General features: G+C 45.2%; 17 protein-coding genes and 1 riboswitch. Of the genes, 2 read left to right on the top strand and 15 right to left on the bottom strand.

The annotated features are described in order from the left end of the window. Nucleotides 1-29: 29 nt before the first annotated feature. From AC4G47_RS10525 to AC4G47_RS10515, 3 genes are read right to left on the bottom strand one after another with little or no spacing between them, the layout of a single operon-like run. On the bottom strand, nt 30-668 hold the full coding sequence (locus tag AC4G47_RS10525; protein WP_491105940.1) for a hypothetical protein: 639 nt from the start codon (nt 666-668) through the stop codon (nt 30-32). After that, complete coding sequence (locus tag AC4G47_RS10520; protein WP_491105939.1) at nt 652-1743, bottom strand: glycosyltransferase; 1092 nt, start codon at nt 1741-1743, stop codon at nt 652-654. Before AC4G47_RS10520 ends, AC4G47_RS10525 begins: the two co-directional genes overlap by 17 nt. After that, nucleotides 1721-2380: a glycosyltransferase family 2 protein gene (locus tag AC4G47_RS10515; protein WP_491105938.1), complete on the bottom strand. Its 660-nt coding sequence runs from the start codon at nt 2378-2380 to the stop codon at nt 1721-1723. Before AC4G47_RS10515 ends, AC4G47_RS10520 begins: the two co-directional genes overlap by 23 nt. 190 nt (nt 2381-2570) lie before the next feature. On the opposite strand from AC4G47_RS10515, the gene AC4G47_RS10510 reads away from it, so the two are divergent. Both AC4G47_RS10510 and AC4G47_RS10505 read left to right on the top strand, forming a co-directional pair. Further along, nucleotides 2571-3311: a GT-D fold domain-containing protein gene (locus AC4G47_RS10510; RefSeq protein WP_491105937.1), complete on the top strand. Its 741-nt coding sequence runs from the start codon at nt 2571-2573 to the stop codon at nt 3309-3311. A gap of 183 nt (nt 3312-3494) precedes the next feature. After that, the gene (locus tag AC4G47_RS10505; protein ID WP_491105936.1) at nt 3495-3764 is read left to right on the top strand and encodes a hypothetical protein; all 270 of its coding nucleotides are present in this window, start codon (nt 3495-3497) and stop codon (nt 3762-3764) included. Between the two features lie 793 nt (nt 3765-4557). Here the strand turns inward: AC4G47_RS10505 and AC4G47_RS10500 are convergent. From AC4G47_RS10500 to AC4G47_RS10445, 12 genes are all read right to left on the bottom strand, one after another. After that, nucleotides 4558-5325, bottom strand: coding sequence for a peptidoglycan recognition protein family protein (locus AC4G47_RS10500; RefSeq protein ID WP_491105935.1), 768 nt, complete (start codon nt 5323-5325; stop codon nt 4558-4560). Continuing rightward, a complete protein-coding gene (locus AC4G47_RS10495) occupies nt 5325-5747 on the bottom strand; it encodes a phage holin family protein (protein WP_491105934.1) in 423 nt (140 codons plus the stop codon). Before AC4G47_RS10495 ends, AC4G47_RS10500 begins: the two co-directional genes overlap by 1 nt. A gap of 165 nt (nt 5748-5912) precedes the next feature. After that, entirely contained in the window at nt 5913-6419 is a 507-nt protein-coding gene (ytfJ, locus tag AC4G47_RS10490; RefSeq protein ID WP_491105933.1) for a GerW family sporulation protein, read from the bottom strand. 224 nt (nt 6420-6643) lie between these two features. Next, nucleotides 6644-7369: a DUF2953 domain-containing protein gene (locus AC4G47_RS10485; protein ID WP_491105932.1), complete on the bottom strand. Its 726-nt coding sequence runs from the start codon at nt 7367-7369 to the stop codon at nt 6644-6646. Between the two features lie 260 nt (nt 7370-7629). Beyond that, complete coding sequence (gene scpB / locus AC4G47_RS10480) at nt 7630-8280, bottom strand: SMC-Scp complex subunit ScpB (protein ID WP_458123120.1); 651 nt, start codon at nt 8278-8280, stop codon at nt 7630-7632. Further along, complete coding sequence (locus AC4G47_RS10475) at nt 8249-9049, bottom strand: segregation and condensation protein A (protein ID WP_017687652.1); 801 nt, start codon at nt 9047-9049, stop codon at nt 8249-8251. Before AC4G47_RS10475 ends, scpB begins: the two co-directional genes overlap by 32 nt. A gap of 104 nt (nt 9050-9153) precedes the next feature. Beyond that, nucleotides 9154-9621 (bottom strand): 6,7-dimethyl-8-ribityllumazine synthase, encoded by a 468-nt coding sequence (ribH, locus tag AC4G47_RS10470; protein WP_458123121.1) that lies wholly within the window; start codon nt 9619-9621, stop codon nt 9154-9156. A 100-nt stretch (nt 9622-9721) separates the two neighbouring features. Further along, the gene (locus AC4G47_RS10465) at nt 9722-10954 is read right to left on the bottom strand and encodes a bifunctional 3,4-dihydroxy-2-butanone-4-phosphate synthase/GTP cyclohydrolase II (protein WP_491105931.1); all 1233 of its coding nucleotides are present in this window, start codon (nt 10952-10954) and stop codon (nt 9722-9724) included. A 47-nt stretch (nt 10955-11001) separates the two neighbouring features. Further along, the gene (gene ribE, locus AC4G47_RS10460) at nt 11002-11670 is read right to left on the bottom strand and encodes a riboflavin synthase (RefSeq protein WP_336763824.1); all 669 of its coding nucleotides are present in this window, start codon (nt 11668-11670) and stop codon (nt 11002-11004) included. Between the two features lie 60 nt (nt 11671-11730). Next, nucleotides 11731-12834: a bifunctional diaminohydroxyphosphoribosylaminopyrimidine deaminase/5-amino-6-(5-phosphoribosylamino)uracil reductase RibD gene (gene ribD / locus AC4G47_RS10455; RefSeq protein ID WP_186327811.1), complete on the bottom strand. Its 1104-nt coding sequence runs from the start codon at nt 12832-12834 to the stop codon at nt 11731-11733. Between the two features lie 324 nt (nt 12835-13158). Beyond that, nucleotides 13159-13325: riboswitch (FMN riboswitch) on the bottom strand. A gap of 166 nt (nt 13326-13491) precedes the next feature. Then, nucleotides 13492-14805, bottom strand: coding sequence for a hypothetical protein (locus tag AC4G47_RS10450; RefSeq protein ID WP_491105930.1), 1314 nt, complete (start codon nt 14803-14805; stop codon nt 13492-13494). A gap of 117 nt (nt 14806-14922) precedes the next feature. After that, nucleotides 14923-15354, bottom strand: coding sequence for a peptidylprolyl isomerase (locus AC4G47_RS10445; RefSeq protein ID WP_017687646.1), 432 nt, complete (start codon nt 15352-15354; stop codon nt 14923-14925). Nucleotides 15355-15535 lie beyond the last annotated feature (181 nt).

The raw sequence follows: 15535 nt of genomic DNA, 5'->3' as shown, positions 1-15535 counted from the left end.
AGTGCCATATAAGGTCAAAGAAAAGACCCCTACATTAGAGGGGCCGTTCTGTTTGGCAAAGCATCTATAATTTGCGCTACCTGTTCTGCACGTTCTTTGATCTCAAATTCATCGGCAGTAACCAGATGAACATGCGAGCAGTATTTGCCATGCTCATAGATTCTCTCGGGTGTAATGAAGACAACGTCAGCAACAGCTTCCATCTTGTGCTTGTGCTTCTCATATTGATCCGGATCGGTCAATGAATCGAATACCACCAGATCAGGATATGCTGTCTCGACAGAACTTGCCAGCCGGCTATCGTTCACCCAGTAGATCACTCGATCACCCTGAAAAAGCGTACGGACATTCTGGCCCACACGAGCTACGACAAAGTTTGGAAGCTCCGGATGAGGATACTCCAAGGCATCAACCTGATAAAACTCATCACTCGAATTGATATATATTACATTGTAGCCTACTTCCGCGAGTGCTTTTAACAGTCGCTGTGGTCGACGCCTGAATCGTTCACTATGGAAATCGATCGCAGGCAGATATACAATCGTTGTATCCGTGTTTGGGCTGTATGTCGTAACATTGAACTCCGTTGCATCAATCTCTATTTCTTCAAGCTCAATTGGTGGTGGTGTTGATTGGATACCGAACATTCGTTTAAAGATCTTTTTCATTATCTCTGCCTCCCATGACCTGATTAATCTTCCGCACGGCATCCATTGCCCTGCCATCCCAGCTATTAGATTTAGCCACGTTTACCCGTGCTGCAATTTTGGAAGCAGTATTCTCACGAATGGCTTTCTCCAACATCAATCCACAATTATGCTGATCCATAAAGTAAGTTACATCACTGTACTTATGCACAATCTCCTCCATACGCGTCGTCAATACAGGCTTGCCTGCAGATAAGTATTCGTAATATTTGATCGGATCGCAGCCACGGATCATCTCTGTCAGCTTGAATGGCACGATACAGACATCAAACTGGGCAATGTAGGCGGGAAGCACTTTATAATCTTTGTGCGGAAGACAAGTCACATTGGGATGCACAATATTTTTTTGATAAAGGGTATTGTTTCCAATCAAAACGACACGATAACCCTTATCTGCAATAGCGGTAATCAGCGAATAATCCACCCACGATGCCATTGCCCCATGGAAACCCACAACCTTTTGCCCATCATGAACCTCTGGGAAGTCCGCCGGTTTGGGTAGAACTGCCCGCGCTTTCTCAAAATGATGAACATCTGCCCCGTTCGGGCACATAAAGATCGGTTTGCCGTCATGTTTGTGGGCTTCATACATCACCTTGGCAGTCGTAGCAATAAGATCCGCACGGTCAAAACATTTCGGGATGTAGGATTTCCACACAGCAAACTCGTCAGCTGAATTATCAAGGTAATCAAATACGGTAAAATCAAACTTCCGCCCATCCGAATAATTGTACTGACCTGGATTGGAGAACCAGAGCACCTTTTTTCCTTTGACCAGATGATCGTAATTCACTCCTTTTTGCACAAGAAACAGATCTTCATTTAACTTTTCAATCGGGCGGCTCTGCTTTCTGTACGTTTCTTCATTGATAAAGATGGCCCGTATACCTGGAATATTAGAGAATGCGGTCATCAATTGTTGAGGACGCTGAAACAAGAGGTTCCAGTCAAGTGCAGGCGGGTAGACAATGGTCATTTCTATACTTTCAAAAACCGGAATTTCACGTTGCTTTCTACGAAGCAGCCAATTGAGCAATCAACTCCACCCCTTCCGTATAGGCATGAACGGGACGCAGCCGGGTGTCTACAAATAGTTCAAACCCAAGTCTTCGTGCTTGCTCACAGAATGGTGCATCTTCACCTATTGGATGTGAACCGTATCGTACACCTGCTTCAATCACTTCACGCTTAATCAAATATACGGCACCTGTCAGATCTACCGGAAATATGCCCGCTTTGAATTCAGGTATATGTTTTCCGCCGATCATGGCATTATGGGCCTTCAACTTTGGATGATTCCGGATAAGCATGGCGCATACATCCTTGTCATTATCCATTAACTGCTGCAGGCTATGCTCAGGAACGAGGATATCCGTATCAATCGAGAACAGATAATCACAGTCCGATTTCAGAAACTCATTCAGAAGTATATTTCTCAACAACGCCAGATTGTGATAGGAATATTGCCCACGCATATGACCATATGTTTTCCCCAGATTGTGAGTCAGATAAGGAATCTGATGGTGATCAAGGATATGCTCCGTCTGATCTTCACTATCATTCAGGATGTACATATAATGCTTCTGCACTGCTTGTTGCTCAAGTGATTGCAAGTGCCGTTCCATAATCCAAGCCCTGTTTCGCACAGGACTACCTATCAATACGTTTTTCACAGTCCATCCCCTCTCCCTTTTTACATAGTCTAGACTGTTCCTCAATAACCTTCGCACGTTGAGCAAAAAAGGAGTTATTCCTCAAAAGAAGAGAGAGAACGAAGCATTTTTCCTATTCTAGTACAGAAGGAGATGATGAATATGTATACCGAAGAAACCATTATTCACACATGGGAAGAAGGTGAAATGCATGCTCGGGAGCGTAGAATTAATCCGTAACTGGTTCCAAATGGCCTCTGATGGAGAAGCCCATGCTTCTGTTCGATTTGGAGATGCTTCCAACACCATTCTGGCTCACGATACCGTTCTAACTATGGATTTCATTCAGTCTCATTACGGCTGGTTGAACGATCCTACCTATTGCGGCATAACCTTACCCAATGCGAGTGCGAGAGAAATTATCGTACACTGCCTGCGAAAAGCAGATTACGTCGGACATCTGATCCAGACAGATCACTGGTATTTTAAGCCGTTATTCGATATGTGTCTTGCATATTACAAGGTTGAACCCAAGGAGACCTTCTATGCATTTGAAAATAATTACATCGCCCGATTCAAGTTATTCTATGAAACATTCAAGACCATGCCTATTCTGATCTGCGGAGCCAAGGCCGAGCAATATCGAGAAGTTCTGGAGCGGAGATACGGGTGGACAAGCATCGTGGGAACGGTTGATTGCCCCTCCTGGTCTCATGTAAGCACGGCATCCAAACAAATGGAACATATCTACCAACAAACACCGTGGAAGCTCGCTCTGGTATGCGCAGGTGCACCCGGAAAGGTACTGGCTATAAAGGCAAAAGAACTGCAAACCGTGGGTGTTGATTTCGGCTCTGGAGCAGATGTTGCCATTCAAGCCGATACCGAAAATCTGAATGCCTGGGATTACAATGGATTTCCCGATTATTGGGAAGGTAGACCCAAAAAATGACCCTCTCCGGGTCTTTTTTACTGAGCAAACCCGTGATTCTAATCCGATTTTATCGCCTTAGTGGCTGTTGATAATTTAAACTATCTGCCTTATTATTGTTAAGATAACTCCTAATCTAACCTGGTTTAGACTTGCATGAAGAGGAGCTCTGCTAAGATATTCAAACCGTTGGAGGGAAATGTAATGGCGCACTCGCAGTCAAAGACCGAAACAGTAGCAACTCATTTAAGAACCAGATTTATGGAAGGTAACGTGGAGGGACACGAGATCGTTGTTGCCTTGATCAGTATGGTCAAAGCTGAGAAGATTAATCTTGATGATGTTGCCCCTATCCTCTCTACAGTCTTTTTTGAACAACCACAAGGTATTCTGTTGGCACTCGAAAAAGCTAGCACTCTGATTGATGATGAATTAATTGATTCCATTCTCCACGAAGTAAACGAAAAGGCCTAATCTTACATACAAGGGGATATCTATCAACTAATTTAAACTTTCATCAACAATTATTCTCTCCACACTTTTAGATTGAATAGATTCATCACTGAGAAAATGGACTTTCTCGTTATTTTCCGTCCCTCTCCGCTTATTCTAGTAGTATCACGAAGGAGGGGACACCGATCGAGACAGTAAATAAAGCCATTTTATTTTTAGCAGTTATTGAAACCATGCTTGAAGCGCTCCACCATACTGAAGTAGATCAGACAGAACTTGTGGATTCGCTTGTCATGTTGGGCTTTGATCCCATTGAGATGTTGTACGAGACGAATACGATTAGATCATTCCAAAAGATATGCAGGGCTTTCGCAGAACTTCATCTTACCGATGAGGCCCTAAACACGTTCTCAAAAGAGTAGTTACATAAGCAGAACCCCACGTCACATCGACGTGGGGTTCTGCTTTTCAATGTTATGAGTCATTTTTTTGAGCCTGATCAGCTTAACATTCTCCATCCTGCTTCGTATAGGTCATCTAGGGACCATGGACATCTCCATCGCCCCTATTGACTCTGACCTAATAAACGAAAGGATGGTTGTATGAACCCAGCCAAATCAACACATGTGATAGAAACAGATCCACTCGATGTCATTGGAGTCCTCGATGCATCATCGATTCAGACCCAATATGAACACGAGTATCCTGATCGTATCGTGATTATAGAACATTTTTATTTTTTGAAAGATCCAGCTCACTTTAGCTCTTGGATAACTAGCAGGCATCCATAGCTCCTAACAAAATACGCTTTCTGTTAGGCCTTTTGGCGTCTGCGTTCATCAATTAAAACCTTCAGCAACAGCAACTCTCCATACGTTAACTTCTTCTTGCGCACTTTCTCTACCCATGCCGAATCGTCAATTACTTTGTCGTTGTAGGCATCTCCAATGTACTGATCCAGTTCATTCCAGGCCCATTGTGCGTAATTCAGAACGGTATTCATATCATCATCCTCCGTGACTGCTATTTCTTGCAGCGGGTTTAATTTTGTATGTACTGCTCGTTTAAATCTTTCATATTCACCTGGTTGTTTAATCCATGGGAGTGGGCATTCCTTCCATCCAACCACTTCTTTATGCGTGAAGAAGACGGGTGGGAAGCCCCGTTCCCTGATTAGGTATACCACAAGGTCTACAACGTTATTGAATGTATCTTCATGAATACTGCCATCCTTTTCAATGCACATCTCAATGCCCACTGTACTATTGTTCGGATAAGTCCCAAGCTTGGCTAGAGCTTCCTTCGTATATGTTGCGCTACCGCAGTGGTAGGCTAGTTCATCATCCGGTAGACTGTTATATATCGAAGTTCGATCTACCGAGAACTGTGCACTTGCATAACGGCCTTTCACTGCTTTATTGGAATCCTGTTGTGCCAAACTTGCAAAGTATTTGCTAATGTTCTTGGCGGGCGCTCCGGGAGAAGCCGTATAGTGCAACACAATTCCTCGCTTTGCTTTTAATTTCAGGCCGGCCCGACTATATTTATTTACGGGTATGTAGTCCTTGGTGATCTGTATCATTACATTTTCTCCTTGTCTTCAACTTGATCCTCATTGCCTCGAAGCTTGAAAAGAGCTGAAGTGATAAACTTAGGTACAGGCAGGCCCAGTTTGCCCATGTTTTCCAAAATACTGATTCCTTCCGTACCAATGATGAACATTAACATCGCATCCCTCATAAAATCATTTGAATTACCTGCAACCATATCCAGTTGATGTGCAATAATGACGAAGATAAATGTCAAAGATTTGCGAGCAAGCCCCCACCATCCTACCCTGCTGGATAACTCCTTCCTATACCATGCAGACAGCACCCCTGTGATGTAATCCAGCCCCACAAAGATGGTCACTGCAATAAACAGGTGATCAATTCCTCCTACCAAATACACTCCTGCAGACAGCAGCCAGCCAAACAAAACCATAAAAACAGTGTCTCTGTGCATTAATGTTCCCCCTTCAATAAACCTATTTCATGTCTAGGTTAGGCGGATTACAGATATAAGTCTCACACAGTACGGAAACCATCAAAAAAAACGTTCAACACGCATCAAACAAAAAACAAAAATCCCTTTCGCATTGGGTGCGGAAGGGATCGTTGCGTATAGATCTTAGCTATAGGTTGATGGGTCTGGTGTAACGGGTACATCTGTTGTATTCGTTTGTGTTGTGTTCGTTTGTGTTGTATTCGTTGGTGTTGTATTACGTTGGAACATGCCCTGGATTCGGTCAAGAACATACGGCGTAGAGTCAATGAGCTTCTCAAACAAATGCGTGGAGTTATCGAGTGGTACAATGTGTACCCCTTGTTTGCCAACGACAAGAAATGCGATTGGGCGGATGGATACGCCACCACCACTACCTCCACCAAAAGGTGAAGATACAGAAGCATGCTCTGTTTTGGCTCCAGTCGTCGAACCTGTTTCCTTGTTCTTTTCATCATTTACACGAAAATCGCTACCACCTGCTGCAAATCCAAAACCCACTTTACTGATCGGCAGAATGACTGTACCGTCAGGTGTTTCAACTGCATCGCCAACGATAGTATTGACATCCACCATGGCCTTGATATTTTCCATTGCAGTTTCCATTAAGCCTTGAATTGGATGATCTGACATCTGAATTCCCTCCAGTTTCAATGTAAGCTAGGTTTGATCTAACCATATGATCCCCAAACAACAGGGGACTTATGTAACAAATGCATTTTATCCATATCCTGCGATTTCTCAGACTCATCTGGTAAAATGTGTATCGAGTGTCCTAGCATCACATGTATCCATCAGAAACCGCCATTCCAAATTGGGTAAACACGAACGAATAACACATCGCTGTCTTCAAAAAGTTATGGCTTTGCCCCTTCGAGATTTTGTTTCTCCTTGTGTTTACGACGCTGCTCCCGCAGAAGCTTGAACCACATCCGCCATCCGCCCTCGACTTGTAACACACGAGTTAATAACGTTATTCCCGCAAACAAAATGGCTGTGATCCGAATCTTCAATCTGAATTCAAGTTCCGTCCGAAACTCCATCTCATCTGACCATACCGGCATAACTTCAAGCATTGGCGTCTTTTCAAACTTAACCCGATAGGTCAGAAAACCAATGATAATCGACTTGATACCCCACACCCAGCCCGTAAGAACAGCCGTATATGCAGCATCACTCACCCCGATGTGAGTAGACCAGGACAGTTGGGTCATATGTACACGAGTAAGGGTCTGCTTCAGCCAGAGCTTCAGCGCATCGGTAGCCCTCAGCATGATTTTGACATCTTTAACCCACTTTTTAACTTTACGTTTGTTAACTCGCTCGCTTCCCTCGGTCCTCCCTTTGGAATGATTCATGGATTGTTCGGTCTTGACCAGAAAACCTTCCTTCATATTGCGAAAAACAATACTCGGGATCTCATAGTTTATTCGAACAATCCCATAAAGAAGACGAACATTAATATTGGCGTAGTCATCACTTTTATGTTTGTTAAAAATAAAGTGAACATGAACATTCGAGATGAGGACTGCGGTAATCAGCAATGCGATCAACAACCCGATTCCTCCAAGCCAAATCCACACAGGCCTTACCTCCAAGCCCTCAATTCTTTTCTCGTCTAGTATGGCACTTTGAATAGGAAAAAATTCACGTCGGACCTAAAAATTCCATTTCGTATTTGTTTGGAAACGGTCCGTTATACCTTTTATATACGTAAATTGGACTAAAGAATAGTTACACTGGTTACTCCGATGACAGAATAACCTTCCGGTCGCTGTTATCCCAATGCACAAAAAAACCGACTCCACTGATGGTGTCGGTTAATATGAACTTCCAGATTAAATTAAGAATCCGTGTAATCATCTTCGTTGTCGATATGAATTAGATCATCCACCGGATCAGCACTTTCCGGTTCCAGTTGTTGCAAATCCAGTTTGTTGAATAACAGTTGTGTCTCTTCCTCCAGGTTCTCCGAATCTTCGAACAGACCTGGTTCTGGCAGATCTTTCAGTGAAGCCAGTCCGAAATAATCTAGAAATGACTTGGTCGTTCCGTACAGAATTGGTCGTCCGATCGCCTCGGCTCGTCCCACTTCTATAATCAGATCCTTATTCACAAGTGTATGAATAGCCCGCTCCGATTTCACACCACGGATTTCCTCAATCTCAACCCGTGTAATCGGCTGCCGGTATGCAACGATGGCCAGCGTCTCCAGAGCCGCCTGCGATAAGGAGGTACGCGCTGGAGAGTATGCAAGTTTCTCAAAATATACTGCGTGCTCAGGCAAGGTGCCCAGCTGGACTACGCCAGCGATTTTGAGAATCTGTACACCTCGTCCCTGCTGTGTAAATTCACTGATCATTTCCTCAATCGCGTCCGTTACCAGCTCGACTCGCTGATCGACGATCTCGGCAATTTGTTTGATACTCAGACCTTCTTCTCCGGACAAAAACAGCAGGCCTTCAATAATCGATTTCAATTTCGGAAAATCCATGATTCTTTGTTTCCCCTCTCCACTCCATAACGATATCCTCAAACATCCGTTCCTGATAACAGACAATCTGCTTCATCTTCATCAGTTCCAGCACCGCCAGAAAAGTCACGACAATCTCATGGCGATAGATATGCTCATCCATTAACTTGGAGAATAAAAGCCTGCCTCCCGGCCCCATACTTTCCAAAGCGCCGATGACATCCCGTATCCGATCCTTAACCGAAATTTCATCCCGTTTGATCCGGGTTACAGTTGTACGCTTCTCAGCCTTGCGTAGCGCCTTCTGAAATGCAGCAATCAGATCAGAGGTATGCAAACCCTCAACCGGGTTCGAAGGGGCTTCTACAGGCATATACGGGCGCAGATCCTCGGGCTCTTTGGAAAAAATAAGGCTCCGTTCCCACTCCCGTTCATGAAGATGACGCGCAATGCCCTTGTATTTGCGATATTCAATCAGACGTGCAATCAGCTCTGCACGTGGATCATAATCTTCTTCTTCCATATAATCATAATCCTCAAAATCCTCAATTACCGGTGGTTTGGGCAGTAAAAGTTTGCTCTTGATCGACAGCAGTGTTGCTGCCATGACCAAAAATTCACTCGTAATATCCAGTTCCAGTTCCTGCATCGAATGCAGATACGCCATGTATTGATCGGTAATATCGCTGATGGGAATATCCTGGATATGAATTTCAGCCTTATCAATCAGATGAAGCAGCAGATCCAAAGGCCCTTCAAAAGTCTCCAGTTTGTATGTAACTACCGTCACTAGACGAATCCTCCCGCCAGAAAAATACAAAACCCTGCTAAGCCGTCCGAATCCGGTCTCCCGTTTTCGTCTGCGCAAAGCAGGGCACTACTATTAAATAAGCACTATTTTAGCTGTTTCGTCAAGTTTGCCATCTCAATTGCCGCCGTAGCTGCATCCCAACCTTTGTTACCCGCCTTGGTTCCGGCACGCTCAATCGCTTGTTCAATATTTTCTGTTGTAACCAGACCGAAGATTGTAGGCACGCCTGTTTTCAGGTTAATTGCCGCTACCCCTTTAGCCATCTCGTTACATACATAATCGTAATGTGTAGTTGATCCACGAATGACAGTTCCCAGCGTAATCACCGCATCATACTTGCCACTCTCCGCCATTTTCTGCGCTATTAAAGGGATTTCGAACGCACCTGGGACCCAGGCTACATCCACTTCCTCATCCTTCACGCCGTGACGTTTGAATGCATCGAGCGCTCCGCTAAGCAATTTGCTCGTGATGAATTCGTTGAAACGTCCAACAACAACTCCATATCTTAATCCTTCTGATACTAAATGTCCTTCAAAAAATTGTGGCATTCAAGTCATCTCCCTAACGGTATATTAATGTAAGCACCGGATGTCTCTTAGTAACGACTTCCATAAATTACATATCAAAAGTTATTCATTTAAAATACATTTACTCTTCGTTCTGCTCGATATCATCGAACTTGAGCATATGACCCAACTTGGCTTGTTTCGTATGAAGATAGACGGTATTGTCCTCGTTCTCTTGCATCTGAATCGCAACCCGCTCCACCACTTCAAGTCCATATCCTTCCAGACCTTTGATCTTGCGAGGATTGTTGGTCAGCAGTCTGATCTGACGAACCCCAAGGTCTTTCAGAATTTGAGCGCCAATCCCGTAATCACGCAAGTCGGCAGCAAAGCCCAGCTTCAGGTTTGCATCCACGGTGTCCAGACCTTCTTCTTGGAGCTTGTAAGCTTTGAGTTTGTTGATCAGGCCAATCCCTCGACCTTCCTGTCTCATATAGAGCAGTACACCGTTGCCTTCCTCGTGAATCTGTTTGAGTGCCGCATCAAACTGGGGACCACAATCACAACGATGGGAATGAAATACATCGCCTGTCAAACATTCAGAGTGCACACGCACCAGTACAGGTTTCGAACCATCAATCTCACCTTTGACCAGAGCCACATGCTCCTTGTTGTCCACAGCGTTCGTATAAGCCACCGCTTGGAACTCGCCAAAGTCTGTTGGCATACGCACAGCCACTTCACGTTGAACCAGCTGCTCTTTTTCGTGACGGTAACGAATCATGTCTTGAATACTGATCAGCTTCAGATCATGCTTGCGGGCAATCTCCTGCAGATCCGGAAGTCTGGCCATCGTACCATCTTCCTTGATTACTTCACAGATTACGCCTGCAGGGTAGGAACCACACATGATAGCGAGGTCTACAGCTGCTTCCGTATGTCCGGCACGGCGCAGCACACCACCATCTTTTGCAATCAAAGGGAACATGTGACCAGGCTTGCGGAAGTCCCCAGCTTTCGCTTCAGGATCAATCAGCCCCTTCACGGTGATGGAACGTTCATGTGCCGAGATACCTGTTGTAGTATCTTTGTGGTCCACAGAGACGGTGAAGGCCGTTCCATGGAAATCTGTATTTTGTTGAACCATGGGTTTCAGGTTGAGTTCGTCCGCACGTTGTTGTGTAATCGGAACACAGACCAGACCTCTGCCTTCAGTGATCATGAAATTAATCACTTCAGGTGTTGCCTTTTCGGCCAAAGCGATAAAATCGCCTTCATTCTCCCGATCTTCATCATCCACAACAATGACGGGTTTACCACGCATGAGATCGTATATGGCTTCTTCTACCGTGTCCAGAATGGATTGTTCTGACATTGGTCCACCTCCAGTGTATTTCTTTTCTCTATGTTCTTGTGTAGATGTTATGCAAAACCGTGATTGGCAAGAAAATCTTCACTGATACTACGCGGCTTGCCAGCACCTGTCTCCTGATGTCCTCTTCCATACTGAAGCAGATGATCCACATATTTGCCTAAAATATCGCATTCGATATTGATGGTATCCCCTGTCTTTTTGACATTTAGTACAGTCTCACCAATGGTGTGCGGGATAATGGAAACAGTGAATGCACTCTGCGACGTATGAACAACAGTCAAGCTAATGCCGTCCAATGTAACGGACCCCTTAGGAATCAGATATTTGAACAACTGATGATCATCAGGTTTGATCTCAAACACAATCGCGTTCTGATCACGTGTTATACTGCCAATCACTCCAGTACCATCGACATGGCCCTGAACGATATGTCCGCCAAAACGGCCACCTGATTGCATGGCTCGCTCCAGATTGACTTTACTGCCAGATTGCAACTGACTGAGATTGGTATGTCGAAACGTTTCAGGCATTACATCGGCGGTAAAACCTCCACCTTCCAGCGTTGTTGCAGTTAAGCACACTCCGTTCACTGCTACACTATCGCCAATCTTCAGATCGTCCATGATGGCGGAAGCTCCGATATTCAGGACCATCGCTTCGCCTTTCCGACCAATACGCCGAATCTGACCGACTTCTTCCACCAAACCGGTAAACATGCTGCCGCCTCCCTCGATCATTTCTAAGGACCCTAACTTACTACTTTAAGATCCATTTATTTATTCAGGCCATACCGGAATACCGCCAATGCTGATATTATCCCCAACTTGTTCGATCTCCAGCTGATTCAATTGAATCGCCTGATTCATGCGTTCCACACCCTCAAAGCGGAAACTTCCAGGTGTATCATAACCGCCTACAATCTTTGGAGCGATGAACATAAGCAGTCGATCGACCAACCTTGCCTCCAGCATGGCTCCATTCAGGGTGCCTCCACCTTCAAGCAAAATTGAACCAATCTCCCGCTCACCCAGCTTGCTAAGTCCGCTTAACAGATCCACACGTGGTCCAGGACCACAGCGTATAATTTCGACACCATAGGCTTCCAAACGCTCAGCAGCTTCAGGACTGGCTTCGTCTGTTGTCAGTACCCATGTTGGGGCTAGACCATCCTTAACCATCTTGGCACCTAAAGGAAGACGTAGCTTGGAGTCCACCACAATGCGTACCGGACTGATGCCTTCCACTTGCAAACGGGTTGTAAGCTCCGGATTATCGGCAATCACTGTGTCTACGCCAACCATAATTCCCTGGTGACGATGACGAAGGGCATGCACAATCTCACGAGCGGGCTCATTAGAGATCCACTTGCTGTCTCCGCTACGTGTAGCAATCTTTCCATCCAAAGTTGTAGCTGTCTTGAGCGTCACGAAAGGTAGGCCTGTTGTAATAAATTTAATGAATTTTTCATTCATCCGTCTTCCACGCTCACGCAATACGCCAACTTCAACTTCAATGCCTTGTTGACGGAGCATGCTAATGCCCCTGCCGGATACTTGCGGATTTGGATCTTCACAACATACCACGACACGTTTCACCTTTTCGTGAATCAGGCGTTCACTGCAAGGTGGCGTCTTGCCATAATGACTACAGGGCTCAAGTGTAACGTATACCGTACTGCCTTCTGCGTCGCTGCCTGCCATGTTCAATGCATGCACCTCTGCATGACCGGTTCCACGTTTCAAATGACTTCCCAGGCCTACAATACGCCCTTCTTTCACAACTACACATCCAACGACCGGATTAATTCCCGTCTGTCCTTGTGCTCGTTCCGCCATATCAAGTGCCAGTGCCATATAAAATTCATCATTGATCATTTCCAAATCCGTTCACCCCGCGGTCTAAAGTCTTGATTATGAAAAAAATCCCCGTCGAACAATCAGTTCGATGGGGATGATGAGAGACAAATGTCAACAGCAGGAGTGAAATGGATACAGCACGCCAACACTTTGCCCAAAACTTCATTTCGGGCAAGTGAAAATAGACACATACCTTAATGAACATCAATCACAGGTAAAGAGCTTCTATAGTGTGGCACATGTATGGAACTGTCCGGCGTAACCGGATCTTCCCTGCACAGTGCAATACATCACGAATAGTGACTGTGCAGCAATACTCCTGCTGAGTGCAGACCTGTTAGGTCTGCACCTCTCCTTCTCCCATCCAGACTATACTGTCGGTTCTGGAATTACACCAGATCAGCCATCTGCCACAGGCAGACAGGTCACGGACTTTGCATCAAGTGCTGGACATGTGTCCTTACACTTCCTGCATCACCGCCGGTAGGGAATCGCACCCTGCCCTGAAGGATTGCTTTCGTTATTAATTGGATGTTAGCACTTTAATGCCAAAAAATCAATTGTTTTTTGTTCCTTTTTGTCACATACTAACTTTTAATAAGTCAAGAAACAACAAAAAACCGCTTCCTCTCAAGGAGGCACGGTTTTTGCTTGGAAGTATTTCATATCCACCATCTCATTCTACAATTCGGGAAAACACCAGCTCGCCATTTGCTTTAATTCTTTGGCATTATGAAATGGAATGCGGTCAGGTTCTTGCAGGGTCGAAGTCGGAAGCGGGAACTCTCTTGCCACTCTTCTGACCCAACTTGTGGAATCGATCGCAATAGCCGAGCACTTCCAGCGTCCATTCGTTCTCGGTCGAAATGTCTCATGCAAATCTGCTTTTCCCGGCATCTCATGAAACACACCATCCAGATATTCGACGATGACCCGCTTGTCTCTGACTTCATGACAGTATACGGTCACCCATACACCTTCCCGGACCCGCACAGCATACACATCTCCAGATTGTACCTCCCCGGTACCTGCATCAGGAGATGCCTTTGGTACTTTTCCCCGAACACTTCTCTTCTTCTCCAATGCTCCTAAGATCGTGTCCTTTACAGGTGGGCTCTCTTCAGGCTTCTCTTCAAGAGATATACTACTCGAATCAAAACCATGGAATATCTTGTTCAGGTTGTTCTCATTAATTCCGATAGATGAGTGCCACGACGCCAAAGGCGCCTGTACTTCAACCCGCACATTGGGACGCTCGTCACGCTGTATGTAAGAAGTAAATTGAGTTATCATTCCGGGATGTTCCGGTGTATCCAGTATCCCAATCAGAGCTAACGTCTCGAGCAAGTCACGATAGGCATATTCCTTTTGTGTAGGCAAAAGACGTTCCTTTTTGAGCGCTATTGCTGCCTTGCTGTAGCGTGTTTTGGGAGGTAATTCGCGAAGAACCGTTAACACCGCACGGAATGTCCAGCGGTCGTATTCATTTGGGATTGGAAGCTCCTGTGCGGCAGCCAGCTCTCGAAGTGCTAGCATTTGTCCAAAGGGATCACCGTCCAAAGGGGTTCCATTGGTCATCCGCCAATACCATTGCAACGTCGTGTCGGTTGCTTGATCTACGCTTAATCCGCAGATCTTACAAGTGCTCGAAGATGGATACGGCGTGTGTTCATGATCTGGCATACTGCTTGCAATAAGCTTGCCCGTAAGCAGCGAGCGCCAGATCATGGGTGCTGACCACAAAGAGGATATAAAGGCCTGCGCTGCATCATTTATCGTCCATTGATTCGCAACTTTTTTCAGTTCAGTGATCGTTTCATCATGTTGCGGACGCACAAATCGATTCGGTTCATGCCCGGCTGCCTCAAGCGCTTCTCGATCCTGTACGGATACACTATCCGGTACGACATGTCGCGATGCCTGCAGTTCTTCGTCCCACAACATGCGCTCACTATAAATTTGTTTTAACAAGCTTAGCTGAGTAACGATATCCAAGGTTTCATTCATCCTTTCTTCATCGATTTCAATACGTAACACGTAACATATGAAAAATAAAAAAAGTGCTTCTATAAAAGAAGCACTTCATGTTTGGATCCAGTTAAGCTGAAGGAATTAAGCTTCTACAACTTCAACAGTTTCCATTTTGTCTTTACCTTCTAAAGCGTCCACGAACTCCATACCTTTTGTTACTTTACCAAATACAGTATGTTGTCCATCCAAATGTGGTTGCGGTTGGTAGCAGATGTAGAACTGGCTTCCACCTGTGTTACGGCCAGCATGTGCCATAGCGAGTGTTCCGCGCTCATGTTTGTTCGGGTTGATTTCACAGTTGATTGTGTAACCTGGGCCACCTGCACCGGAACCATTAGGGCATCCGCCTTGGGCTACAAAGCCCGGGATAACGCGGTGGAATGTAAGACCATTGTAGAAGCCGGAGTTAGCCAGTTTCTCAAAGTTTGCTACTGTGTTTGGAGCTTCTTGATCGAACAGATCGATAAGAACTTCTCCGCCGTTTGCCAATTTAATTTTCGCTTGTTTCGCCATATGTAAATGACTCCTTTCGTATTGACCATCGTTAATGGTGCCAAAATGCATGACCCTGGGCCAAGCATTATAGCACTTTTCTTAGTGTACACCGAAAATGTCTGGATCGCAAAAAAAACGGCAACTTTTTTCATTATTTAGTCCGAGTACACAAAAAGCAGACGAAAAAGGAAGTTCCCTT

Source organism: Paenibacillus sp. Negev47, from assembly GCF_058313655.1.
The sequence above is the reverse complement of the archived record's forward strand: the minus strand, read 5'-3'. Positions and strand labels throughout refer to the sequence as shown.